This window comes from Bradyrhizobium sp. CCGE-LA001 (genome assembly GCF_000296215.2).
Taxonomy (GTDB): Bacteria; Pseudomonadota; Alphaproteobacteria; order Rhizobiales; family Xanthobacteraceae; genus Bradyrhizobium.
Genome location: NZ_CP013949.1, coordinates 5,532,513 through 5,557,405 on the forward strand (window position 1 = coordinate 5,532,513; position 24,893 = coordinate 5,557,405).

Genomic DNA, 24,893 nt, shown 5'->3' on the forward strand with positions numbered 1-24,893 from the left:
TCATTCCGCCGCGACGCCTGAGGACGTCGCTGCGGCCTGCGCCAGCTGACGCAGGGCAAATCGTTTCAACTTGCCGGTCTCGGTCTTGGGCAATTGCGTCACGAACTCGATCGCACGCGGATATTTGTACGGCGCGATCTCGCGTTTGACATGCTCCTGCAACTCGGCGACGAGTTGCGCATCGGTCGTCACGCCGGGGGCGGCAATCACATACGCCTTCACGATCATGCCGCGGGCCTCGTCCGGGGCACCGACCACACCGCATTCGACGACCGCGGGATGGGTGAGCAGCGCCGCCTCGACATCGGTCCCCGCGATGTTGTAGCCAGCCGACACGATCATGTCGTCGGAACGCGACTGGTACCAGAAATACCCATCGGCATCCATCAGGTAGGTGTCGCCAGTGATGTTCCAGCCGTTCTGGACGTATTTCCGCTGCCGCTCGTCGGCGAGATAACGGCAGCCGGTCGGCCCGCGCACGGCCAGGCGGCCCATCGTGCCCGGAGGCACGTCGTGGCCCTCATCATCGACGATCTTGGCCTCATAGCCCGGCACCGGCTTGCCGGTCGCGCCGGGCCGGATCTCGTCTTCGGTCGCGCTGATGAAGATGTGCAGCAGCTCGGTCGAGCCGATGCCGTCCATCAGCTTGATGCCGGTGGCCTTGAGCCAGGCGTCGAATGTCGGCTTGGGCAGCGTCTCGCCCGCGGAAACGCATTTGCGCAGCGAAGAGATGTCGCGGCCGGCGAGCTTGCCGAGCATGGCCCGGTACGCGGTCGGGGCCGTGAAGCAGACCGTGGCCTTGTACTGCTCGATCGCATTGAGAATGTCGTCTGGCGTCGTCTTCTCCAGCACCACGAAGGATGCGCCGATATGCATCGGAAACAATACGCCGCCAAAACCGAAGGTGAAGGCAAGCGGTGCCGAGCCGACGAAGCGATCATTCTGCTCGGCGCGCAGGATGTTGCGCGCATAGCCGTCGCACACCGCCAGCATGTCCCGGTGGAAATGCATGGTGCCCTTGGGATCGCCCGTTGTGCCCGAGGTGAAGGCGATCAGGCAGACGTCTTCCGACGCGGTGTCGACAGCCCTGAACTCCGGGCTCGCATCCGCGATCAGCGCTTCGAGCGAATCCGGGGTGCCATTGCCCCAATACACCACATGCTTGAGGCCGGACGCTGCGGCTTTCGCCTTCTCCATCTCCTCGGAGAGCTTCCCGTCGCACAGTGCGAGCGTGATCTCCGCCTTCTGGATCGGATAGGACAATTCCTTGGCGCGCAGCAGCGGCATGGTGGCGACGACGATGCCGCCGGCCTTGATGACGGCGAGATAGGTCGCGACCATCATCGGGTTATTGGCCGAGCGCAGCAGCACACGCCCGCCGGTGACAAGCCCCAGCTTGTCGACGAGCACGTTGGCGATGCGGTTCACCAGCGCCTGCAGCTCGCGATAGGTGTAGCCGACCGCAGGACTGATGACGCAGGGCGCATCGCCGTGGCCCTGCTCGACCCACCGATCGAGGAAATAGCTGACGCAGTTCAATCGCGATGGATAGCGCAGCTCCGGCCGCGTGAAGATGAATTCGGGCCAGAGCTCGCGCGGCGGCAGATGTTGCCGCGCAAACGTATCGGTATGGGCCGATGCAGCATTGCCGTCACACGAGCCCGACACTTGAACCTTGGCGGCGTTGGCCATCGCACGCTCCTTTCAGCATGGATTGCACCCGGCAGCACGATCTGGAAAACATTTTAGGCTTAAAACAATTTGGCGCAATAGGGGATTTTGGGCATGGCGTGCTTTTTCATGCGGCAATGGGGCTGAGGTGGCCTGTCGCCCGCGCGGCTACGGCCGGCGGCGGGCGGCCGATTTCTGAGCCGACGCCTTGGTCTTGGCCAGGAGCCGCATCAATTCGCGCACATCCTTCGGCGTCAGGTCGGCGAAGAGATCGGCGATCCAGGTTTCGTGTTCCGCAGCCATCCTGCGAAACTCGGCACGCCCGAGTTTCGTGAGGCGGATCACCTGGACCCGGCGGTCGGTCTCCGAGGTGCGCCGGTCGAGATGACCGGATTCCACGAGACGCTCGACGAGGCCGGTGACATTGCCGTTCGACACCATCATGCGCTTGGAGACATCGGACAGCGTCATGCCGTCAGGTGCCTTGTCGAGCTGTGCCATCAGGTCGAACCGGGGCAATGTGACGTCGAACCGCTGCCGCAGCCGGCCGCGAACCTCGCCCTCGATCAGGGTCGTGCAGGTCAGGAGTCGCAGCCACAGCCGAAGCTCTTCGGCATGGTCCTCTGGCGTTTCGACGGCCTTGGTCTCGGAATCGAGCATGTTGATGCAGTCACTCACGGCCGGCATTCGCGCCCGCACGGATTCCCCAACGTTTTGAGCTTCAAATAAATCGGAGCCGGCCGCAAGTCCAAAGCTGCAACAATCGACCGCATGCCGATTTCTTTAGGCTTCAAATAATTGGCGCGGTGCTTGCATGCGCCGCTGCCCGCAGATGCGATGTCTTGAGCGCGGCTTGCCGCGGCGGTCATCATCGGCATAAGCTTGGATTGCAGTACGGGGCTTGCAGCGCAAGCCGTTCGTCACGAGGGGACAGATCATGAAGACGCAAATGACCTTCGCCGCAGCCGCCATGCTGCTCGGCACCGCGATGAGCCCTGTCTTCGCTCAGGAGAAGATCAAGCTCGGCGTGGTCGTGACCCTGTCGGGACCTGCCGCTGCGCTGGGCCAGCAAGTGCGCGACGGCTTCGCACTCGCGGTGAAGGATCTCGGCGGCAAGATGGGCGGCCGCGATGTCGAGGTGATCGTCGCGGACGACGAACTGAAACCGGACGCGGCGGTAACCAAGGTCAAGGGCCTGCTCGAGCGCGACAAGGTCGACGTCGTGGTCGGCCCGATCTTCTCCAACATCCTGCAGGCGATCCACAGGCCGATCACGGAATCGAAGACCTTCCTGATCAGCCCCAATGCCGGTCCGTCGACCTTTGCCGGCAAGGACTGCAACCCGTTCTTCTATGTGACGTCGTATCAAAACGACCAGGTGCACGAGATCCTCGGCAAGGTCGCGCAGGATCGCGGCTACAAGCGCATGTACCTGATGGTCCCGAACTATCAAGCCGGCAAGGATTCGGTGGCGGGCTTCAAGCTCGACTACAAGGGCGAGATCGTCGAGGAATCCTACATGCCGCTGAACACGCTGGACTTCCAGCCGGAGCTGTCCAAGATCTCCTCGCAGAAGCCCGATGCGTTGTTCACGTTCATGCCCGGCGGCCTCGGCGTCAATCTCGTCAAGCAATACCGGCAGGCGGGCCTTGCCGACACCATCCCGGTGCTCTCGGCTTTCACGGTGGATGAATCCACCTTGCCGGCTCAGCAGGACGCCGCGGTCGGCATGTTCGGCGGCGCGAACTGGGCGCCCAATCTCGACAATCCGCAGAACAAGAAGTTCGTTGCCGCCTATGAGGCCGCCTATAACAGCGTGCCCGGCACCTACGCCTTCCAGGCCTATGACGCCGCGATGCTGATCGACAGCGCGGTCAAGGCGGTGAAGGGTGATCTGTCGAACAAGGACGCTGTTCGCGCCGCCCTCAAGAAAGCCGACTTCACTTCGCTGCGCGGCGCGTTCAAGTTCAACACCAACGGTTATCCGATTCAGGATTTCTACCTGACCAAGGTTGCCAAGCGACCGGACGGCAAGTTCCAGACCGAGATCGTGCAGAAGGTGTTCGAAAATTACGGCGACCGTTATGCCAAGGATTGCAAGGCGGCGAACTAAGCCGAGCGTCGCGTCAAGGGAGGACTTCAATGAGCAGCGAAATCACCGGCATCACCCGGGCGAATGAGGGGATCCAGGGCATTTCCTGGAACATCCTCGGCCAGACCTATGTGCCGAAAAGCAAGACGGAGCACAGCTTCTCCTGGCATGCGACACTGCCGCCGGGCACCTTCGTGCCGCCGCACATCCATCCCGACCAGGACGAGTATCTCTACATGCTGGAGGGTAAGCTCGACTTCATGCTCGGCAATTCGGAATCGCAGGCAACCGCGGGCGATCTGATCCGGCTCGGCATGGGCGTGCCGCACGGCATCTTCAACAAGTCGGAACAGACCGCCAAAGTGCTGTTCTGGGTGTCGCCGACCAAAAAGCTGTTCGACCTGTTCTGGGGCCTTCACAACATGAAGGAACAGAAGCCAGAGGACGTGGTGGCGATGGCCGCCGAGTTCAACATCCACTTCCTGCCGCCGCCACCCGGCGGCTAGCGTCGCGCGTCAGGCGCGCACCGCCGCGAGACCCGGCACTGCGGCGAAGCCCGCCTTGGTGGCGTAGCCGCGCACGATGGCTTCGCGCTGGGAATAGCTCAGCACGTTGTCGACGTTGTCGAAACCGTCAGGCGCAAGCTGCTCGACAGCGTCGATGACGCCTTCGGGACCGCCGCGCCGGTTCGAGCGGACGATCTCTGCCGTCATCGGCAGGCGCTTCTTCTCGTATTCGAGCAGCGCCTGGCGCGGATGCTCGGCGCGCACCAACGCATCGGCGAGGCAGCGCGCATCGAGGATCGCCTGCGAGGCACCGTTCGATCCGACCGGATACATCGGATGCGCGGCGTCGCCGAGCAGCGTGACGCGCCCCGCCGACCAATAGGGCAAGGGATCGCGATCACAGGTCGGATATTCGTAGAATTCTGGCGTCGCCGAGATCAAGCTCCTGACGTCGATATAAGGGATCGAGAAGCGGGCCACGTGCGGCATCAGCTCCTCGCGGCGGCCCGGCCGCGACCAATCCTCTTTCCGCGGCGGCGGCGCGTTGCCCTCGCCCACCTTCACCAGCACGGCCCAATTGGTCAGACGGCTCGCCGGGCTCGATCCTTCCGCGATCGGATAAATCACCACCTTGGCATCGAGACCACCGGCCACGATCATGGATTTTCCGGTCAGGAACACCGGCCAGTCGCGGGCACCGCGCCACAGCATCAGGCCGTTCCAGCACGGCGGCCCTTCGTTCGGGAACAGCGTCTCGCGGACGCGCGAGTGAATGCCGTCGGCGCCGATCAGGATATCGCCGCGCGCGGTGCGGACGTGCGAGCCGGCGCGATCGAAGAAATAGGCGGTGACACCACCTTCGTCCTGCGTGAATGCGCCGAGCCGGCAGCCGGTGTGAATCGCCTCCCGCCCGAGCCGCTCCTCAACCGCCCGATGGATGACGCCCTGGAGGCGGCCGCGATGGATGGAGAATTGCGGCACGTCATGGCCGGCGTCGAGGCCGCGGGCTTCGCGCCAAACCTCCTGGCCATGGCGATTGAGATAATAGAGCTGATCGGTGCGGATCGCGACGTCGTCGAGCTTCTGCAACAGGCCGAGGCCGGCCAGCTCGCGCATGGCATGCGGCAGCGTGTTGATGCCGACGCCGAGCTCGCGAATGGTGTCGGCCTGCTCGAAGATCTCACAATCGAGGCCGCGCGAGCGCAGCATCAATGCCGTGGTGAGACCACCGATGCCGCCACCGACGATAATCGCCTTCATCGCCCAAACTCCACTGGAAACACAGGCAATGGGTTAACGTCGCACGGGCGGTCACTCCGCCGCAAGCGGCTTTGTCGCCTCCGCCTTGAGCTCGGCCCGGGTCTTGGGCTTAGCCTTAACTCTGAGCTCCTCGAGATCCTGCCGGTCGCGGACGCTGTTGCGGAAGATCTGATCTTTTCCGGGCAGATATTGCGGCGGGCAGAAGGCCTCGTTTGCCCCGTACCAGGCCGCCGCCTTCATGGTGAAGAAGGGGTCGACGAGATGGGGACGTCCGAGCGCGACGAGGTCCGCCCGGCCTGCGGCCAGAATGGTGTTGGCCTGGTCCGCCGTGGTGATGTTGCCGACACACATGGTGGCCACCCGCGCCTCGTTGCGGACCTGGTCCGAAAACGGCGTCTGGAACATGCGCCCGTAGACCGGCTGCGCGTCGCGCACGGTCTGGCCGGTCGAGACGTCGACGAGGTCGACGCCCGCCTCTGCAAAAGCGCGGGCGATGGCGACGGCATCATCGCCGGTAATGCCGCCGTCAGCCCAGTCGGTTGCGGAGATGCGCACCGACATCGGCTTGTGTGACGGCCACGCCGCGCGCAGCGCCTCGAAAATTTCGAGCGGGAACCGCAGACGGTTTTCGAGCGAGCCGCCATACTCGTCAGTGCGGGTATTGGTCAGGGGCGAGATGAAGCTCGCGAGCAGATAGCCGTGGGCGCAGTGCAGTTCGAGCATGTCGAAGCCGCAGCGCTCGCCGCGCTCGGCCGCTGCGACGAAAGCGTCCCTCACGGCATTCATGCCGGCGCGATCGAGCTCGCGCGGCACCTGGCTGTCGGGGAAATAGGGCAGCGGCGATGCCGACAAGATATCCCAGCCGCCCTGCTCCAGGGGGCGGTCCATGCCATCCCACATCAATTTGGTCGCGCCCTTGCGGCCCGCGTGACCCAGTTGCAGGCAGATCTTAGCGGCTGAATTGGCGTGGACGAAATCCACGATCCGGCGCCAGGAAGCCTCCTGCTCGTCGTTCCAGAGGCCGGCACAACCGAGCGTGATCCGGGCATCGCGGCTGACGCAGGTCATTTCGGTGAAGATCAGCGCGGCGCCGCCGATCGCACGCGAGCCGTAATGCACGAGGTGAAAGTCGGTCGGCACGCCTTCCTTGGCCGAATACATGCACATCGGCGACACCACCGCGCGATTGGCGAGTTCCATCTCTCGCAAGCGGAACGGCTGGAACAGCGGCACCATCGGCCGGTCAATGTCGACATCGAACCCGCTGCTGCGCACTTGCCTGGCGAACGTCTTCTCGACCTCGGCCACGAAGTCCGGCGCGCGGAGCTTGAGATTGTCATAGGTGATCGCCTTGGAGCGCGTCATCACGCCGAAGGCGAACTGCACGGGATCGAAGTCCCAGAAGCGGTCGACGTGCTCGAACCAGACCAACGAGACGTCGGCGGCATGCTGCGTCTTCTCGACCTCCTCGCGGCGGCCATGCTCATAGACCTCCAGCGCCGCCTTGATGCTGGGCGCCTTCTCCATCGCTTCGGCCAGCGCGATGGCGTCCTCCATCGCAAGCTTGGTGCCTGAGCCGATCGAGAAATGCGCGCTCGCCTTGGCGTCGCCGAGCAGGACCATGTTGTCCTTCACCCAGCGCTTGCTGCGGATCATCGGGAAGTTGCGCCACATCGAGCGGTTGGTCAGCAACCGGTGCCCGCCGAGGAACCAGCCGAAGATCTCCGCCATCCGCGCGGCGGACTGGGCTTCGTCCAGCCCGGTCAGCCCAGCCCGCTCGAACGTCTCCGGATCCGTCTCGAAGATCCAGGTCGAATGCCCAGCCTCATACTGATAGGCATGGGCGATGAACGGGCCCCACTCGGTTTCCTGGAAAATGAAGGTGAAGGCATCGAGCGACTTGGTCGAGCCCATCCAGGCGAACTTGTTGGAGCGGACATCGACCTCGGGCTGGAAATGATCAACATGTTTCTCGCGGAAGCGGCTGTTGATGCCATCCGCGAGCAGGATGAGATCGGCATCCGCGAAGCGGGATTCGTTGTCGATATCCACTTCAAAATGCAGGGCGACGCCCAGCTCGCGAGCGCGCTCCTGAAGGATCAGCAGCAGCTTCTGGCGCGAGCAGCCGCAAAAGCCATTGCCGCCGACCCGATGCACCGTGCCGCGAAAGTGCACGGCAATGTCGTCCCAATAGGCGAATTCCTGGGTGATGCGGCGGTAGCTCGGAAGATCGTGCTTCTCGAAATTGTCCAGCGTGGCATCGGAGAACACCACGCCGAAGCCGAAAGTATCATCGGCCCGGTTGCGCTCATACACCGTGACTTCGGCGCCCGGCCGCTGCTTCTTGAGCAGGATCGCAGCATAGAGACCCGCAGGTCCGCCACCGATGATCGCGACTTTCATGGGAGCCTCGCCAATTCACCCGGCCACGGAAACTATTTTAAGCCTAAAATAATTTCGCGCAAGCCCCCTGTCGCGGCTTCCCGGAAAGAGGACCGCCCTAGTCGCCCCTGAAGACCGGTTTGACCTTGTTCGCGAACGCCTCGAAGGCGCGCTCGAAATCCGCCGTGGTCATACAGAGTGCCTGGGCGACGGCTTCCGCCTCGATCGCTTCCTCCACCGACATCGCCCATTCCATCGCCAGCATCCGTTTGGTCATGGTATTGGCGAAGGTCGGCCCTTCAGCGATCTGCTTCGCCAGAACCTGCGCCTGGAGCAGCAGCTGCTCCGGCGTGACGAGCCGGCTGAAGAAGCCCCAGCGCTCGCCCTCCTCGGCGGTCATGAACCGGCCGGTGTAGAGCAGTTCGGAGGCGCGCGACTGGCCGATGATCCGCGGCAGGATCACGCAGGCGCCCATGTCGCAGCCGGCAAGGCCGACCTTGTTGAACAGGAACGCCACCTTGGCTCCGCTGGCTGCGAGGCGGATATCAGAGGCCATGGCGATGATCGCGCCCGCACCGGCGCAGATGCCCTCGACCGCGGCCACGATCGGCTGCGGGCAGGCCCGCATCGCCTTGACGAGGTCGCCCGTCATGCGCGTGAAGGCCGTCAGCCCCTTGGTGTCCATCTTCACGAGCGGGCCGATGATCTCGAACACGTCGCCGCCGGACGAGAAATTGCCGCCGGCGCCGGTGACGACGATGGTCTTGACCGCATCGTCGAAGGCGCAGGCGCGGAAGAAATCGGTCAGCTCCCGGTAGCTTTCGAAGGTGAGCGGATTCTTCCGCTCGGGACGATTGAGCGTGACTGTCGCGACGCCCTCGACCACGGCCAGCAGGAAATGCTGCGGTGAATAATCAGCGAGCGGCACGGTGACGGGATTGGCTGGTCTGCTCATGCGATCTCCTTGGATGTCTTGATCCGGGCCTGCATTGCCATGTTAGATTTCACCGCCCGCAACCGCGATCGCCTGCCCGGTGATCGCGCTGGCGCCCTCGCCGCACAGCCAGAGCACCGCGTCGGCCACCTCCTGCGGCGTGATTAGTTTTCCTTGCGGATTGTGCTTCGCGAGCTCGGCGATCGCCTGCTCGCGGGTTCGGCCGGTCTTCTTCATGATGTTGTCGATGCTGCCGGCGACCAGATCGGTGTCGGTGAAACCGGGACACACCGCATTCACGGTCACATGGCTTCCGGCCATTTCGAGGGCAAGGGAACGCACGAGGCCGACAACGGCATGCTTCGCGGCGACGTAGGCGCTGACATAGGCATAGCCCTTGAGCCCGGCGGTGGACGCCACCGCGACAATGCGGCCGTAGGGACGATCCTTCATGCCTGGCAGCACAGCCTGGACGGCATGCACGACGCCCATGAAATTGACATCCATCATCCGGCTGAAGAGCGCGCTGTCCGATTTCGCGAACGGCGCCGATTCAGCGCTGCCTGCATTGGCAATCAGGATGTCGATCGGCTTGCGCGCACTCGCTTCAAGGATGGCGGCCTTCACCGACGCCTCATCAGAGACATCGGCAACGGCCGCAGAATGTGCGGCGCCCGCATCGACGGTCTCGGCAAGGCTCGCCGCATTCCGGCCGAGCACGGTAACGGTGGCGCCCGCATCGACGAGAGAGGCAGCTATCGCGCGGCCGATGCCGCGACCGCCACCGGTCACCAGCGCGTGCGGCGAATGCGGCAATCCGGACATGCGCTGGCTCCCTGGGATGCAGATCGTTTCCTCGATATATTTTAACCTTCAAATTTTTGCAACGAAAGCACTGATCGACTCGGCGAGAGCCGGCACAGTGCCCGGCCCGAAAATTGCTTTAAGCCTAAAATTATCACTTCCCATCGCCCGCAAGCCTGTTAGCATCAAGGGGCCAAGCAAAAGGATGTCGCGTGTCGCAGCCTTCGCCAATGATAACAAAAGACGGACGCTTCGCCTACGAAGCCGCGGGCGATCCGGGCGCAACACCTTTGATCTTCCTGCATGGTATTGGCGGCGCGGCGCGGGCTTGGCGGCGTCAGCTTGCCACATTCGACACCCGCTTCCGCGCCATCGCATGGGATATGCCGGGCTATGGCGGTTCGGCGCCGCTCGCCAGCGTCAGCATCGCTGCCCTGGCGGATGCGCTCCAGCAATTCATCGATCAGCTTGGTGCAAGCAGGCCTGTGCTGGTCGGTCATTCGATCGGCGGCATGATCGTCCAGAAATGGCTGGTGCAGTCACCGAAACTGGCGCGCGCGGTCGTCCTGGCGCAGACCAGCCCGGCTTTTGGCAAGGCCGATGGTGACTGGCAGAAATCGTTCATTGCGGCCCGCCTCGGGCCGCTCGATCGCGGCGAGACGATGAAGTCGCTGGCGCCTTCGCTGGTGACGGAGCTGGTCGGCGACGATCCGGATCCAAGGGGAATGGACCTTGCGCGCGAGTGCATGGCAAGCGTGCCGGAGGCAAGCTATCGCGCCATGATGTTGGCATTGATGGGGTTCGATCAGCGCAGCACGCTCAAGGATATTTCCATCCCGACGCTGCTGCTGTCGGGCTCCAAAGACAACAACGCGCCTGCGCCGATGATGGCGAAGACGGCGACCTACATCCCGGCAGCCGAATATGTCGAGCTTGCCGGCGTCGGCCATCTCGCCAATCTCGAACGCCCTGACGCCTTCGACGAGGCCCTTGGGCGGTTCCTGAACTCTCTCGCGAACAAAGCGTAAGGTGACCGCGCAATGACCATGCAAGTCAGCAAGACCATGAGCACGACCGAGAAGGTTGCGCTGGATGCGCCGATCTTCGATCCCGTGGCATTCCGCCTGAGCGACGAGCAAGCCGGGATCATCGCGCGCGCCCGCGAGATCGGCCAGAGCGTGTTCGCGGGCCGCGCCGCCACGTACGATCGCGAAGCGATCTTTCCGACCGAGAACTATCGCGATCTGCATCGCGTCGGCCTGCTCGGTATTGCCGTTCCCAAGAGGCACGGCGGCCTCGGCGCCGACTACCAGACCTATGCTTTGGCGGCGGCCGAGATCGGCCGCTATTGCGGCGCGACCGCGCTGACCTGGAATATGCACGTCTGCTCGACCCTGTGGTCGGGTCCCCTCGCCGACGATCTCGACATGGACGCGGACACCCGCGCCGAGCACGAGCGGCGGCGCGCGGTTCACTACAAGCGCATCGTCGAGGACGGCGCGATCTATTCGCAGCCGTTCTCCGAAGGCGGTGCGGCGGCCGCGGGCGGAGTCGCATTCGGCACGGAGGCAAGGCCGGTCGATGGTGGCTGGATCGTCAACGGCAAGAAGATCTTTGCCTCGCTCTCGGGCCACGCCGACTATTATGGCGTGCTCTGCACCGAGATCGAGGAAGGCGAGAAGGCCTCGCGCCGCAACACGCTTTATTTGGCTATCTCGGCCAAGTCGAACGGCGTCTCGGTCGTCGGCGACTGGGATCCGCTCGGCATGCGCGGAACAGTGTCGCGAACGCTCCTGTTCAAGGACGTGTTCGTGCCGGAGGATGCGGCGCTGATGCCGCGCGGCGTCTATTTCCAGGCCGCGATGCGGTGGCCCCACATGTTCCTGACGCTGTCGCCGACCTATATGGGCCTCGCACAAGCCGCCTACGACTTCACCGTGCGCTATCTGCGCGGCGAGGTGCCAGGGATGCCGCCGGTCAAGCGCAGGATGTATCCCACCAAGCAGATCGCGGTGGCGCAGATGCAGATCAAGCTGGAGCAGATCAAGGCGATCTGGTTTCAGGCTGTGACCGAAGCCCGCGCCAATCCGAGCAAGGAACAGGTTCTGCGGGCCTATGCCGCACAATATTCGGTGATGGAGGGTGCCAACGAGCTCGCCGCGCTCGCCATCCGCACTTGCGGCGGCCAAGCCATGCTGCGGTCACTGCCATTGGAGCGGATCTACCGCGACAGCCGCTGCGGCTCGCTGATGCTGCCCTGGACCGCCGAACTCTGCCTCGACCGCATCGGGCGCGAGGCACTTTACGAGGCTGGCGAGACGGACGACTGATTGTGGACCTCTGTAGTCTGATCGATCGCAACGCGGCGTTTTCGCCAGACAAGACCGCCATTGCCTTCGAGGGGGAACGGCTGAGCTATGCGGCGTTCGCCGCGCGCATCGAACGGACCGCCACCGCCCTGAAGCAAGAGCTGGGCGTCGGCCGCGGCGACCGTGTCGCGATCCTGAGCCTGAACCGGCCCGACTACCTGGTTCTGCTGTACGCCTGCGCGCGGCTGGGGGCGATGCTGGTGCCGCTGAACTGGCGGCTGGCCGTGGCCGAGCAGCTGTTCATTCTGAGCGATGCCGGCGCCAAGGTCCTGGTGCTCGAACAGGCATTTGAAGGCGTGCTCACCGAACTTGAAAGGACCGCGCCTGAGACATCCGTCGTCGGCCTCGATTTCGCCCCACCGCGCGGCGCGACATTCGAAAACCTGTTGGCTTGCAGCGAGGGCAGCGGCCGCAACCCGCACACTGACCTCTCCTGCCCGCTCCTCATCGTTTACACCTCGGGAACGACGGGGCGGCCGAAGGGCGCGGTGCTGCGGCAGGAGGCGCTGTTCTGGAACGGCGTCATGAGCCAGCACATGCACAACATGACCTCGGACGATCATGTGCTGACGGTGCTGCCGTTCTTCCACGTCGGCGGCCTCAACATCCAGACCACGCCTGCGCTGCAGCTGGGCGCAACCGTCACGATCCACGCGCGGTTTGCGCCGGACACGGCGCTCGCGGCGATCGAACAGAAGCGGCCGACGCTGACGGTGATGGTGCCGGCGATCATCCATGCCGTGAGCGAGCATCCTGGCTGGGCAGTGGCCGATCTCTCATCACTGAAGGCCGTCGCGACAGGCTCGACCATCGTACCGCCGCACCTGATCGATCGTTTCACCGCGCGCGGCGTTCCCGTGCTTCAGGTCTACGGCTCCACCGAAACCTGCCCTATCGCAGTCTACACCCGCCTCGGCGGCGATCTCTCACGGGTTGGATCGACCGGACTCGCCGGCCTGTACTGCGAGGCGAAAGTCATTGACCAGATCGGCAACGAGGTGCCGGCGGGCACACCGGGAGAGATCGCGGTGCGCGGCGCCAACGTCTTCTTCGAATATTGGGGCAACGAGGCCGCCACGCGCGATGCGCTTCACGACGGCTGGTATCGGACCGGCGATATCGGCCTGTGCGATGCCGACGGCTATTTCTGGGTGCGCGACCGCAAGAAGAATCTGATCATTTCCGGCGGCGAGAATGTTTATCCGGCGGAGGTCGAGCGCGTCCTGCTCGAACATCCCGATGTCAGCGAATGCGCCGTGATCGGCCGGCTGGACCCGCGCTGGGACGAAGTCCCCATCGCCTATGTGATCCCGCGATCCGGCGCGCGGCTCGAAGCGCATGAGCTCAGAACGCACGCCCAGGCGCAGCTCGCGCGCTACAAAGTTCCACGCGAGATCGTCTTCGTCACCGACATGCCGCGCACGGCGCTGGGCAAGGTCCAGCATTTCCTGCTGAAGCAGCTTGATGCGCAGTCGCGCGTGCAAGGAGAAGCGTCTTGAAGATTGCAGTTCTGGGTGGGGGAAACGGCTCGTTCGCGGCCGCGGGCGATTTTGCGCTGTCGGGGCATGAGGTCCGGCTGTGGCGCCGCGATGCCGATCAGGTTGCTGCGCATCGCGCTGCCGGTGCGCGCATCCTGGTCAAGGATCACGACGGTCGCCACGACGTGAAGCTCGCGCTGGTCACGACCGACATCGCTGACGCGGTTCGCGGCGTCGAACTGATCCTTTGCCCTGCGCCGGCCTTCGCACAGCCGGACATTGCCCGCCTGCTCGCTCCGCATCTGCGGGACGGCCAGGTCATCTTTCTGCCGCCGGCGACGTTCGGCTCGATGATCTTCGCCCAGGCGGCCCGGGATGCCGGCAACGCTGCCAAGGCGAGCTTCGCCGAGACCGGCACGCTGCCCTGGCTGACGCGCAAGCACGGGCCGTTCGAGGTCGCGATCACCATCCGCGCCAAGCGACTGCCGGTCGGTGTGTTCCCGCTCGATCAGGCACCGCATGCGCTCGAAGTGATCGGACGCGCTTTTCCCGACGTGATCGAAGCCTGCGGGGACGCGCTGTCAGGGGCGCTGATGAATGCAGGTCCCATCATCCATCCGCCCTTGATCGTGATGAACGCCGGTCCGATCGAACATTTCGAGCGCTGGGACATTCACAAGGAAGGCACGCAAGCCGCAATCCGCCGGGTCACCGACGCGCTCGACGCGGAACGGATCGCGGTGCGCGATGCGCTCGGCTATGGCGCGCCGCATTTCCCGCTCGCTCATCACTACGCTAGGGAAGGCGAGATCTGGATGTATGGCCGCGGCTCCCACGATCGGCTGACGGATTCCGGCGACTGGCGCGAACGGATCGTGCTGACCGAACACCGCTACATGCGCGAGGACCTACGGCTCGGGCTGTCGCTGCTGGTGTCAGTCGCCGGCCTTGCCGGCGTGGACACGCCGCTGGCCAAGGCGTTCCTGTCGATCGGCAGTGCGATCTGCGGCGAGGATTTCGCAAGAGGCGGCCGTACGCTCGAGACGCTCGGGCTCGACAATCTTGGCAAGGCCGAATTGCTGACGCTGCTTCGTAATGGATTCTGATCGATGACCAACCGCGTCAATATCGTCTGTCTCGGTGCCGGCCGGATGGGGCGCGGCATCGCCGTCGCCTTCGCCTATGCCGGCCACAGCGTCACGATGATCGACATCAAGGCGCGTTCGGCTGAGGAGTTCACCAGGCTGGAAGCGGACGCGCTTGGCGAGGTTCAAAGGACCTTTGCCAGCCTGTCGAAGTTGGGGTTATTGACCGAAGCGGACGTTGCTCCGCTCATCGCGCGCGTCTCGGTGGTCGCGGCTGGCCAAAGCGCCGCCGCGCTCTCGGAGGCCGGCATGGTGTTCGAGGGCGTTCCCGAGGTGGTCGAGCTCAAGCGGGAGGTGCTGGGGGCTGCGTCAAAGCAAGTTGGCCCGGACACGATCATCGCATCGACGACGTCGACGATTCTCGTCGACGATCTCTCCGGCGCAATCGTCAATCCTCGCCGCTTCCTCAACGTGCATTGGCTCAACCCGGCGTATCTGATCCCGCTGGTCGAAGTCTCGCCGGGCCAGGCCACCGACCCCGCGATCATCGACGAGGTCAAGGCGCTGCTCGAAGGCATTGGCAAGGTGCCGGTGGTCTGCGCGGCGACTCCCGGATTCATCGTCCCGCGCATCCAGGCCCTCGCGATGAACGAGGCTGCCCGCATGGTCGAGGAAGGCGTCGCCAGCGCTGAAGAGATCGACAAGGCGATCCGCTACGGCTTCGGCTTTCGCTACGCTGTGCTTGGTCTGCTCGAATTCATCGACTGGGGCGGCGGCGACATCCTGTATTACGCGAGCCGCTATCTCGAAGGCGCACTCGGCAGCGATCGCTATCGGGCGCCGGAGGTGATCTCGCGCAACATGAACGAGGGACGGATCGGCCTGCGGACGGGCTCAGGCTTCCTCGACTATTCCGGCCTCGATGTCGACGCCTACCGTGTCGAGCGACTCAAGGCCATGGTCGACCTGCTCCGCCATTTCGGCCTGGCACGGCCGCCCGTACGCGATTAGCCGAAAACGTCCTGAAGCACACCTTCACGCACGACCGCAACGCCGTCGAGCTCGATGGTGGTTCCCATCATCGGAAGGTCGAAATGGCCCGCGGTGTAGCGGCCGGCGAACTCGTTCGCGCCGGTCGAGAACAAGAAATTGCCGGACACGGCGCGAAGCTCCGTGCCGTTGGTGTCGCGCTGATCGTACATCGACAGCGCCTCGTAGCGCGCGCCGGGATTCATGCCGAAGCCGACATGCGAGACCGCATAGGCTTCGCGATCACCCCAAGCGGCGAGATAGCGGCGCATCATTGCGGCGTCCGTGCCCTCGCCTTCCAGCTCGACGACATAATCGTCCTTCAGCGTCATCTTCACCGGAGAAGTCAGGTAGCGCTTGAAGGTCAGATTGATGTCGCCGGGCGCCATCACCAGCGTGCCATTGATGGTCCCGCTCTTGGGAAAGCTGACGACGATGCCGCCAGGCCAGTGCGCCAGTGTGCCGGGCTTGTCGGTCCATCCCCACACGCCGACTGTGGAGGCCCCGACCATGTCGACATCGAGCGCCGTTCCTGCTTTGGAAGTGACCCGCATCCGCTTCGTCCCGCGCAGCATCTTTGCGGCGGCACGAACACGCTTTTCCAGCGCGGGATCCGGCACCATCCGCTCCAGCGCCTCGGGATGCTCGTTGGAGATCACCAGGATCCGCGCGCCGGCCTTGAGGATTTCCGGTGTCTCCACCGCGTGCATCAGGCCTTCGATGGTGCAATCGACCACGAAGCCGGCCTGCTGAAGTGCGGTGACGACCGGACCAAGCTTCTGGATCGCCTCGCTCGCCCCGGTCGAGCGAACCGGGACGATGTTCCGGTTGCGCGGTGTCGGCATCACCACGTGAAACGGCCGCGCGCCCATGCGCAACAGAGCGAGCTCGGCAAGATGCACATTCAGCGCGCGTGACTGGGTTTCCGACAGGATCGCCGCAATATCGCCGGCCTTGACGGCGCATCGCTCGAAAATCTCGCAGAATGCATCAATCCATTTTGCTTCGATGCGATCAGCCAGCATGGTTCTCTCCCGGTCTTCTGAATTCTTGTTTGTTACGCTTCCGGAAAGCCCCGGAGCAGGTACGATCGCACGGCTCCCAAGAGGCCGTTCAGGATCAAACCCAGCAGCGATATCGTGATCAGCGGGACGAACATGTCCACGGCCTGGAAAGTCCGGGCCGCCGTCACGAGCGCATGACCCAGTCCGTCCGTCGACGTAATCATCTCGGCCAGAAACACCACGATGCAGGAAATGACAAGGCCGATCCGGCATCCCGTCAGGATCGACGGCATCGCCGCGGGCAGCACGACCTTGAAGAGGATTTCACGGCGCGGCGTTCCCGCCGCCATGGCCGACCAGATCAGCTTCTGCTCCACGGTCGACGCGCCGTAATAGGTGGACAACAGGATGGGGAAGAGTGCATCGGCTGCCACCAAAGTAATCTTCGAGCCGTGGCCGAAGCCGAGCAGCAGCAGCAATGCCGGGTAGAGCGCAACCTTGGGCAAAGGCGCCAGGACGCGCACGATCGGCCGAACCACGGCGTTGATCGCCGGATTGGCGGCGGCCGCGATGCCGAGACTGATACCCAGCACGACCGCAATCGAAAATCCTGCAAACAGCCGGATCAGGGTCGCCGCGATCTCATGCTGAAACGTCGAGGTCACGAGCTGCTGGAGCAGGCGGCCGAAGACGAAGCCTGGGGGCGGCAGCAGAACTGCGGGCGCGAAGCCGAAAGACACCAGGCCTTGCCACAGCGCGATCACCAGCAGGATCGGGGCGATGCCAAGAACGATATTTGGGGAGACAAGGCGCGACATCATGAAAAGCTCAGCGGCATGTCGAACTGAGGCTCGGACCAGCGCACCAGTCTTGCGCGGACCCGCTCGAAGATCGCATCGAGGCAGATTCCCATGGCACCGACGATGATGATCATCGCAAAGACGGTATCGTATTGGCCCATGTCGAGCGCGTTGAACAGGATGTTCCCGGCGCCGGACTGACGGGCGATCATCTCGCTGGTGATCATCGTGATCAGCGCCAGCACCAGTCCGGTACGACACCCCGTCAGGATTTCCGGCAGCGCCGCCGGCAGCACGATGCGCACCAGGCGCTGCGCCGGCGAGAGTCCCATCGCGGCGCCCGACCACATCATCTTCTCCTCGACCGCCTTGGCGCCTTCGAAACTGTGATAGATGACGGGCAGGCTGACGCCGAGGAAGATCACCAGCGTCTTCGTGATGTCGCCAACGCCCAGCCACAGCATGATGATCGGCATCAAGGCCGCCTTGGGCACCGGATAAATCACCATCAGCAGCGGATTGAAGAAGGCCGCGACCGCAGCGCTGCGTCCCATCAAGAGGCCAAGCGGAATCGAGACAAGCACGGCCAAGCCAAACCCGATCGCCATGCGGCGGAGCGAGGCAAGGATGTTGATCAGGGATTCCTTGTCGCCAAGAATGCTCGGGATCGCCCGCATCGCCTCGATCGCCGTGGGAAAGCTGTCATTCTTCAGCGCGAGAGACGCGATCTGCCACACCGCCAGCAATCCGATGCAGGCGAGCACCGGGGCAGCGCGCTTGACCATGGCAGCCGAAGACATCATGTGGGCGCGCCGGTTTCGTCGCTCTCATCGAACATGCGCTCGATGTCGACGACGTATTTTTGGTAGCGCGAATCAAGCAACAGCTCGTTACGGCGGCGCGGCCGCGGCAGATCGATGTCGATGACCTGCCGAATGCGGCCGGGAGATTTCGACATCATCACGACCTTGTCGGAGAGGAAGACGGCTTCGTCGACCGAGTGGGTGACGAAGAGCACCGTCTTGCGATCACGTTCCCAGATGTTCAACAGGTCGTTCTGCAAGCGTGTCCGGGTGTGGGCATCGAGCGCGCCGAACGGCTCGTCCATCAACAACACTTCGGGCTGGTAAGCGAGTGTTCTCGCCAGCGCGACGCGCTGCTTCATGCCGCCCGAGAGCTCCTTGGGATAGAAGTTCTCGTAGCCCTTGAGGCCGACCATCTCGATCAAGGCCCGGCTCTGCGCTTCGGCTTCAGTGGCGCGAACGCCTTGCTGGCGCGGTCCGTACATCACATTGCCGAGCACGGTCTTCCAGGGAAACAGCGCAAATTCCTGGAACACCGGTCCGCGATCCGGACCAGGCCCCGTGATCGCTCGTCCCTTCATCTTCGCCGCGCCGCTGGTCGGGCTGACGAAGCCGCCGACGATGTAGAGCAGGGTCGACTTGCCGCAGCCGGATGGACCGAGGATGGAGACAAAAGCCCCCTCCTCGATCGTCAGCGAGATGCCCGACAGCGCCACATGATCCTTACGTGCCGAGGTCTGAAAGACCTGCGAGACGCGGTCGATCTCGATGATCGCAGAAGCCGGCTCATGTGGCGTCACCGGTCTCACCCATTCGCTCGATCTCGAAGGCAATACCTTCATCGCGTCTCTCGCCTCACTCGCGCACGGACATCGCGCGACAACTCCGCTGAATGTCCGTCATCAGCGCCACGAGCTTAGCAAGAAACTTGCCAGACTGGCCGCCGCTTTCGCGCGAATGCGGCGCGTCATTCGAACCACGGCCATTCTGCCGGGCCTTCATGCGTCACGGCACCGCCCGGCGCCTGTCCGACGAGTCGCGCATATTTCGCGAGCGCGCCGGCGCGGTGTCGCGGAGGCCGCGGCTTCCAATCGCGCCTGCGTGCCACAAGCTCCTGCTCGTCGACCAGCAGATCCATTCGCCGGTTTGCCGCGTCAATCCGAATCCTATCGCCGTCGCGGACCAGCGCCAGCGGACCGCCGACGAACGCCTCAGGAGAGACATAGCCGATGCACATGCCGCGGGTCGCGCCCGAGAACCGTCCATCCGTGATCAGGGCCACCTTTTCGCCCATGCCCTGCCCATAAATCAGCGCGGTGACGCCGAGCATCTCGCGCATGCCGGGGCCGCCAACGGGTCCTTCATTGCGGATCACGAGGACCTCGCCCGCCTTGTAGCTGCGGTCGCGAACGGCCTTGACGCAGGCTTCCTCGTCTTCAAACACCCGTGCCACGCCCTCGAAGAACTGGCTCTTCAAACCCGCGACCTTGATCACCGCGCCGTCCGGGGAGAGATTGCCCTTCAGCACCGCCACACCGCCATCGGGCATGATCGGCGCGCGGGACGCGTAAACGATCTCACCATCGGGTGCGTTGGCCGCGCCATATTCTTCGGCAAGTGTGCGGCCCGTGATGGTGATGCAGCTGCCGTCGACGTGACCGCTCTGGATCAGCTCGCGAATGATCACCGCAGCGCCCCCGATGTCGTAGACATCCTTCGCTGTGTATTTGCCTCCGGGCCGCAGGTTGCCGATCAGCGGTGTCCTTGCGAAAACCTCACCGACATCATCGATGGTGAAGGCAATGCCCGCCTCGTTCGCGATCGCCGGCAGATGCAGCGCGGCATTGGTCGAACCGCCCGTCGCGGCCACGATGGCCGCGCCGTTCTCGAGGGATTTCCGCGTCACGATGTCACGCGGCAGCGGCCCGCCGCGTTCCAGCATCTCCATGATCAGCCGGCCGGCGCGCCGCGAGATCTGTGCCCGCTCGGCGTAGACGCCGGGGACCATCGAGACGTTGGGGATGGTGAGGCCCATCGCCTCCGAGACCATCCCCATCGTGTTTGCGGTGAACTGGCCGGCGCAGGCACCGATCGTCGGCAGGCAAGCGCGCTCGATCCGCTCAAGCGTGGCACCGTCGATCTCGCCGGTCATGAAGCTGCCGACAGCCTCATAGGAATCGAGCACCGTCAGCGTCCGCCCGTCCACGCGCCCCGGCAGCGAGCTGCCGCCGTAGATGAAGATGGACGGCACGTTGCAGCGAACCATGCCCATCATCACGCCTGGAAGCGTCTTGTCGCATCCGCCATAACCGATCAGCGCATCGTAGGCGAGACCATGGACGACGGCCTCGATCGAATCCGCGATCAGCTCACGCGAGAACAAAGAGAACTTCATCCCCTCGTGATTCATGCTGATGCCGTCGGAAACCGAGACGGTCGAGAATTCCCGCGGTGTGCCGCCGGCTTCCTCAATGCCGGTCTTGGCTGCGGCGACCTGAAAGTCATGGGTCATGTTGCAGGGCGTTTGCTCGCCCTTCATGCTGACGACGCCGACCATCGGCTTGGCGATCGCGGCGTCATCGAGCCCCATTGCGCGCATGAAGGCACGATGCGGAGCTCGGTCGAGACCATCAGTGGTGACCCGTGATCGCAATTTCTTCATGCGTGCATCTTCTTCATATGGCGTCCCGAACGATCCGGAACGCCGCAATCCCGCGATAACTCGCCTGCCTGTTTACTCCAGCGGCGCGACGATCGTCGGGTGTCTGAACTGCGCTGCATCCAGCTTCGGCAGCATCCCTGTCTCCGCATAGATGTCCAGCATCTTCTGGATTGCAGGGAAATTCGGCGCTGCACCGGGATCGCGCCCGAAATCATTGTCCTTGAGCAGATAAGTCTCGAGCACCGGAATGGGCGCCTTGAGAACCTCATTGACGACCTTCAAGGTCTCTTCGCGGTTCGCCAGCGCCTTCCTCATGCCCGACGTGATGTCGCGGACATAGGCCTTGACCGCTTCCGGATTCTTGTCGACGAAATCGGCACGACAGGCCTCCAGGATATGCACGATGTTCGGCATGGCCTCCGACAGCGAGAACAGCTTTCGGGTGCCGCCCTTCGCTTCGGCACGCGCGGCAAACGGCTGGTTCATGTTGACGGCATCGACGCGCCCCTGGCGTAGCGCGTCTTCAGAGACGGCAAAGCCGACCTCCACCAGCTTGATGTCCTTGGCCGGATCGACGCCGTTCTGTTTCAAGAGCAGGTTGAATGGCCCCTGTGTTCCGCCGCCGATCACGGAAATGCCGACCGTCTTGCCCTTGAGATCTGCAATGGTCTTGATCGGCGAGTCGTCTTTCACCGCCCAATAGACCGAAAAGCCGCCGGGCTTTTCGAACACGTGCTGCGCCACGATATAGGCCTTGAGATTGCCGCCGACGACGCCGTTTGAGAGCGACAATGGGGCCTGCGTCGCGCAATCCAGCGCGCCGGCTGCCAGTGCCTGGGTCATCGGCGCGGTGCCCTGAAACTGGGTCCATTCGATGTTGTAGGCCTTGCCGATGTTGGGAAACTCGGCCGCGCGGCGCATCATCCAGTACTTGGATTCCTCGGCCGGGATCGTCCAGCCGACGCGGATCGTCTGCTGCGCCCGCAACGGGCTCGAGCCCGAGAACACGGCCGCAACCGCCCCCAATGCCAGGATCCACCTCGAAACGGTTCGCATGGTGCTCACTCCGCTGCTCCGGCGCCGATGGGCGCCCCCAACCCGACCGGCCCAAATGTTTCATGGTTCAAACAATCAGGCAAGCCATGCGGGCTCGGCGGTTTCGCCAAGCGATGCACCATGTAAGGTAAGGGAACGGTGGCGCTGCGTTGCGCCGCGACAGGAGGAGACAACCTATGGCTGATGCGAGCAAGACGAACCCGCAAGATGCTGCGAAGCTCGGCTATCTCGGCCTCGGGCTCATGGGGACGCCCATGTCCCGCCGCCTGCTCAAGGCCGGCCATCAGGTCACTGTCTGGAACCGCTCGCAGGGCAAGATGGCCCCGCTCGTCGAGGCCGGCGCAATTGCCGCCGCTACGCCCCGCGACGTGATGGCGAGTTCGGACATCGTCTTCATGTGTGTGACGGACGCCGCCGCCGTCGAAGAGGTGATTTTCGGGCGTGAGGGCCTTTCATCAGCTCCCGGTGCCGGCAAGCTCGTCGTCGACTTCTCGTCGATCCATCCCGACGCTGCCCGCGACCTTGCAACACGACTGAATGATGCGAACCGCGCAGGCTGGATCGATGCGCCAGTTTCCGGAGGCACGAAGGGAGCCGAAGAAGGCACACTCGCGATCATGGCCGGCGGAGAAGCGGCCGACATCGAGAGGGTGCGGCCCTATGTGCTGTCCATGGCGCGCAGGTTCACTCACATGGGCCCGACCGGCGCCGGCCAGACCACGAAGCTGTGCAATCAGGTGATCGTCGGATGCGCAATGGCCGTTCTTGCGGAAGCAACACGCCTTGCCGTGAACGCGGGGATTGACGCCGACCGGTTGCCCGAAGCGCTCGCTGGCGGCTTTGCCGATTCCATCCCGCTCCAGCTCTTCGTGCCGCGGATGGTTCAGGGCATTCACAGCCCGCCGCTCGGCCACATCGCCACGATGCTCAAGGACCTCGATACAGTCGCCGATGTCGCTCAGGCGAAATCGACACCGGTGCCGATGGCTTCGCTTGCGGGACAACTTTTCAGGCTGGCGAAGGCGGCGCGAGGCGCGGAGGCCGACGCGCTGGAGATCTACAAGCTGTCAGCGGGCGTCAAGCCGTCCGAAGCGAGCTGAGCCGCGTTAGGGGATTTTTTTGCGCTCGTCGTCGGCCAGAAAGCGACCGAACGTCCCGCGTGCGAACAGCAGCGGCTCCTTCGCACTGTAGGTGTAAGCCTCGACCGCGCCGAGAAAGATCACGTGATCGCCACCATAGTAGCGATTGACCGAGCGGCACTGAAAATTGGCGACGCTGTCGGCGAGCACCGGCGCGCCGCCAAGCCCTGGCGTCCAATCGACGCCGGTGAATTTGTCATCGGACGATTTGGCGAACTTGTTCGCAAGCGCCTGTTGCGAAGCGCCGAGCACGTTGACCGTGAAGTGACTGGCGTTTTGGAACACGGTCAGGCTCGAGGAATAGACGACGAGGCTCCACAGAACCAGCGGAGGATTCAGGGAGACCGATGCGAACGAGTTACAGGTCAGGCCGTAGGGCTTTCCGTCAGCAGCCGCGGCTGTGATGATTGTCACGCCGGTCGCATAGGTGCCGAGCGCGTTGCGAAAATCGCGGGGATCGATCGACGAGCTGTCGCTCGCGAGTTCGTTGGCTGGATCGGGAGCGGCCGGCTGCTTCGGCAGGTCATTCATCGGCCGGCCTCACAGCGTCAGATTCTCGGACGGCAGGCCCAGTGCCACGCGTCCATAGTTGGTCCCGGCCGCATCAAAGTTGAACGCCAGATGCGAGTTGATCGCATGCGCATCACGGAATTGCCGCTGCAGCACGCCCGTCGTGAACAGGCCACGTGCTCCGCTCGCGGCAAACAGCATGGAGACCGCCTCGGTGCACAGATTCACCGAAAAGGCGCCATCGCGCCGATATCTGGTTTTGGTCGCCATGTCAGGGATATGACCGCGTCGCGCATTTGCCATGGCATCCAGACATGCCGAGCGCATGATCAGGCGCGCGGCGTCGATTTTCGCCGAGGCCTCCGCGATCTTGATCTGCGTGCTTTGAAAATCGCTCAGCTTGGCCCGGTTGTAGGTTGAAATGCGATGACGTGCGACCTCCGCATAGTCGTCAAGACATGCCTGCGCATTTCCGAGCGCAACGCCGGAGAGAACGTAAGGAAACAGCGAAAAGACAGGGAGTGCATACAGCGGATTTGGATTGACCTTGCTGCCCGGCGTCGGGCCCCCGGCGAGATCGCCGACAGCAACCGTCATATGGTTGGCAACGAAGGCATCCCTGACCTCCACGTCGCAAGACCCGGTCCCGCGCAGTCCCGCGACGTTCCAGGTGTCGAGCACCTTGTAATCGTCCTTCGGCAGCAGAAAGATCCGATACTCGATGCCGTCGGCTTCGTCGTCGGAGTAGACGACGCTTGCCAGCATGTTCCATTCGCAGGAAGCAACGCCCGAGGAGAACGGCCAGCTGCCATGCAGCCGATACCCGCCCTCGACCCTTGTGGCGCGACCAGCCGGAAAAATGAATGAGGATGCGATCAACGCGTCCGGATCCCGGCTCCAGACCAGATCCTGCGCCTTCGGCTCGAACATGCCGAGCATCCAATGATGGCTCGCCAAATTGGCGAGATTCCAGGCGACCGACGCGTCCGCCTGCCCGAGCAGATCCGCGCAATCGATCAACGAGACGTAGTCGAGCTCCGCGCCACCGATCCGGCTCGGCTGGAGCATCCGGAACAGGCCAGTATCGTGAAGATCCCTTTCGGTCTCCGGCGGAAGGTGCCGTAACTCCTCCGTCCGCGCCGCCCGCTCCCGCAGTCGCGGCAGGAGCGCCCGTGCCTTGGCCATCATGGCCGCATAGGCGAGTTCGCCGGCTTCCAGCCTGGCAGGCTCGCTGATGCTCGGCTCTCGACCAGGCGCCATTGGTGTCCCTCGCTTTGGCACATTTATGCGGCCGGACCACCGCCAAATC

The 24,893-nt window shown here is 63.7% G+C and carries 22 protein-coding genes; 8 read left to right on the forward strand and 14 right to left on the reverse strand.

What is annotated here, in order from left to right:
* The gene (locus BCCGELA001_RS25860; protein WP_008555515.1) at positions 1–1,692 is read right to left on the reverse strand and encodes a benzoate-CoA ligase family protein; all 1,692 of its coding nucleotides are present in this window, start codon (positions 1,690–1,692) and stop codon (positions 1–3) included.
* 147 nt (positions 1,693–1,839) lie between these two features.
* Positions 1,840–2,358: a MarR family winged helix-turn-helix transcriptional regulator gene (locus BCCGELA001_RS25865; RefSeq protein ID WP_008568331.1), complete on the reverse strand. Its 519-nt coding sequence runs from the start codon at positions 2,356–2,358 to the stop codon at positions 1,840–1,842.
* Between the two features lie 250 nt (positions 2,359–2,608).
* Between BCCGELA001_RS25865 and BCCGELA001_RS25870 the strand changes: the two genes are divergently transcribed.
* Together BCCGELA001_RS25870 and BCCGELA001_RS25875 are read left to right on the forward strand one after the other, a co-directional pair.
* The gene (locus BCCGELA001_RS25870) at positions 2,609–3,784 is read left to right on the forward strand and encodes an ABC transporter substrate-binding protein (protein ID WP_060737834.1); all 1,176 of its coding nucleotides are present in this window, start codon (positions 2,609–2,611) and stop codon (positions 3,782–3,784) included.
* A gap of 29 nt (positions 3,785–3,813) precedes the next feature.
* Positions 3,814–4,269 (forward strand): cupin domain-containing protein, encoded by a 456-nt coding sequence (locus tag BCCGELA001_RS25875; protein WP_008555525.1) that lies wholly within the window; start codon positions 3,814–3,816, stop codon positions 4,267–4,269.
* A gap of 9 nt (positions 4,270–4,278) precedes the next feature.
* On the opposite strand, the gene BCCGELA001_RS25880 is transcribed toward BCCGELA001_RS25875, so the two are convergent.
* The 4 genes from BCCGELA001_RS25880 to BCCGELA001_RS25895 all read right to left on the reverse strand — a co-directional run bounded on the left by BCCGELA001_RS25880 (position 4,279) and on the right by BCCGELA001_RS25895 (position 9,670).
* A complete protein-coding gene (locus BCCGELA001_RS25880; protein ID WP_008555527.1) occupies positions 4,279–5,529 on the reverse strand; it encodes a flavin-dependent oxidoreductase in 1,251 nt (416 codons plus the stop codon).
* A 51-nt stretch (positions 5,530–5,580) separates the two neighbouring features.
* Entirely contained in the window at positions 5,581–7,932 is a 2,352-nt protein-coding gene (locus BCCGELA001_RS25885) for a bifunctional salicylyl-CoA 5-hydroxylase/oxidoreductase (protein WP_060736634.1), read from the reverse strand.
* 97 nt (positions 7,933–8,029) lie between these two features.
* A complete protein-coding gene (locus BCCGELA001_RS25890; RefSeq protein ID WP_060736635.1) occupies positions 8,030–8,866 on the reverse strand; it encodes an enoyl-CoA hydratase family protein in 837 nt (278 codons plus the stop codon).
* A gap of 42 nt (positions 8,867–8,908) precedes the next feature.
* Positions 8,909–9,670, reverse strand: a complete 762-nt coding sequence (locus tag BCCGELA001_RS25895; protein ID WP_008555550.1) for an SDR family NAD(P)-dependent oxidoreductase — start codon at positions 9,668–9,670, stop codon at positions 8,909–8,911.
* A 191-nt stretch (positions 9,671–9,861) separates the two neighbouring features.
* Here BCCGELA001_RS25895 and BCCGELA001_RS25900 point away from each other — a divergent pair, with 191 nt between their 5' ends.
* The 5 genes from BCCGELA001_RS25900 to BCCGELA001_RS25920 are packed head-to-tail and all read left to right on the forward strand — an operon-like array spanning position 9,862 to position 15,592.
* A complete protein-coding gene (locus tag BCCGELA001_RS25900; protein ID WP_083543389.1) occupies positions 9,862–10,677 on the forward strand; it encodes an alpha/beta fold hydrolase in 816 nt (271 codons plus the stop codon).
* 12 nt (positions 10,678–10,689) lie between these two features.
* On the forward strand, positions 10,690–11,979 hold the full coding sequence (locus tag BCCGELA001_RS25905) for an acyl-CoA dehydrogenase family protein (protein ID WP_008555554.1): 1,290 nt from the start codon (positions 10,690–10,692) through the stop codon (positions 11,977–11,979).
* A gap of 2 nt (positions 11,980–11,981) precedes the next feature.
* Positions 11,982–13,517, forward strand: coding sequence for a class I adenylate-forming enzyme family protein (locus tag BCCGELA001_RS25910; RefSeq protein WP_060736636.1), 1,536 nt, complete (start codon positions 11,982–11,984; stop codon positions 13,515–13,517).
* Positions 13,514–14,602: an NAD/NADP-dependent octopine/nopaline dehydrogenase family protein gene (locus BCCGELA001_RS25915; RefSeq protein WP_008555563.1), complete on the forward strand. Its 1,089-nt coding sequence runs from the start codon at positions 13,514–13,516 to the stop codon at positions 14,600–14,602. The genes BCCGELA001_RS25910 and BCCGELA001_RS25915 overlap by 4 nt, the downstream gene beginning before the upstream one ends.
* A gap of 3 nt (positions 14,603–14,605) precedes the next feature.
* Positions 14,606–15,592 (forward strand): 3-hydroxybutyryl-CoA dehydrogenase, encoded by a 987-nt coding sequence (locus BCCGELA001_RS25920; RefSeq protein WP_008555565.1) that lies wholly within the window; start codon positions 14,606–14,608, stop codon positions 15,590–15,592.
* Here BCCGELA001_RS25920 and BCCGELA001_RS25925 read toward each other — a convergent pair.
* From BCCGELA001_RS25925 to BCCGELA001_RS25950, 6 genes are all read right to left on the reverse strand, one after another.
* Positions 15,589–16,635 (reverse strand): hypothetical protein, encoded by a 1,047-nt coding sequence (locus BCCGELA001_RS25925; RefSeq protein WP_008555567.1) that lies wholly within the window; start codon positions 16,633–16,635, stop codon positions 15,589–15,591. The two genes, BCCGELA001_RS25920 and BCCGELA001_RS25925, sit on opposite strands and share 4 nt — an antisense overlap.
* 32 nt (positions 16,636–16,667) lie before the next feature.
* Positions 16,668–17,435, reverse strand: coding sequence for an ABC transporter permease (locus BCCGELA001_RS25930; RefSeq protein WP_008555570.1), 768 nt, complete (start codon positions 17,433–17,435; stop codon positions 16,668–16,670).
* Positions 17,432–18,217 carry an ABC transporter permease gene (locus tag BCCGELA001_RS25935; RefSeq protein ID WP_008555572.1) on the reverse strand — a complete coding sequence of 262 codons (786 nt, stop codon included), beginning with the start codon at positions 18,215–18,217 and terminating at the stop codon, positions 17,432–17,434. The genes BCCGELA001_RS25930 and BCCGELA001_RS25935 overlap by 4 nt, the downstream gene beginning before the upstream one ends.
* On the reverse strand, positions 18,214–19,059 hold the full coding sequence (locus tag BCCGELA001_RS25940; protein WP_060736637.1) for an ABC transporter ATP-binding protein: 846 nt from the start codon (positions 19,057–19,059) through the stop codon (positions 18,214–18,216). Before BCCGELA001_RS25940 ends, BCCGELA001_RS25935 begins: the two co-directional genes overlap by 4 nt.
* 125 nt (positions 19,060–19,184) lie before the next feature.
* Complete coding sequence (gene ilvD / locus BCCGELA001_RS25945) at positions 19,185–20,879, reverse strand: dihydroxy-acid dehydratase (RefSeq protein ID WP_060736638.1); 1,695 nt, start codon at positions 20,877–20,879, stop codon at positions 19,185–19,187.
* Positions 20,880–20,951: 72 nt separating this feature from the next.
* Positions 20,952–21,935 carry an ABC transporter substrate-binding protein gene (locus BCCGELA001_RS25950; protein ID WP_060736639.1) on the reverse strand — a complete coding sequence of 328 codons (984 nt, stop codon included), beginning with the start codon at positions 21,933–21,935 and terminating at the stop codon, positions 20,952–20,954.
* A gap of 176 nt (positions 21,936–22,111) precedes the next feature.
* Here BCCGELA001_RS25950 and BCCGELA001_RS25955 point away from each other — a divergent pair, with 176 nt between their 5' ends.
* The gene (locus tag BCCGELA001_RS25955; protein WP_060736640.1) at positions 22,112–23,035 is read left to right on the forward strand and encodes an NAD(P)-dependent oxidoreductase; all 924 of its coding nucleotides are present in this window, start codon (positions 22,112–22,114) and stop codon (positions 23,033–23,035) included.
* Between the two features lie 6 nt (positions 23,036–23,041).
* Here BCCGELA001_RS25955 and BCCGELA001_RS25960 read toward each other — a convergent pair whose 3' ends face one another.
* A complete protein-coding gene (locus BCCGELA001_RS25960) occupies positions 23,042–23,605 on the reverse strand; it encodes a flavin reductase family protein (protein WP_008555591.1) in 564 nt (187 codons plus the stop codon).
* Positions 23,606–23,614: 9 nt separating this feature from the next.
* On the reverse strand, positions 23,615–24,844 hold the full coding sequence (locus tag BCCGELA001_RS25965) for an acyl-CoA dehydrogenase family protein (protein ID WP_008555593.1): 1,230 nt from the start codon (positions 24,842–24,844) through the stop codon (positions 23,615–23,617).
* Between the last annotated feature and the right edge of the window lie 49 nt (positions 24,845–24,893).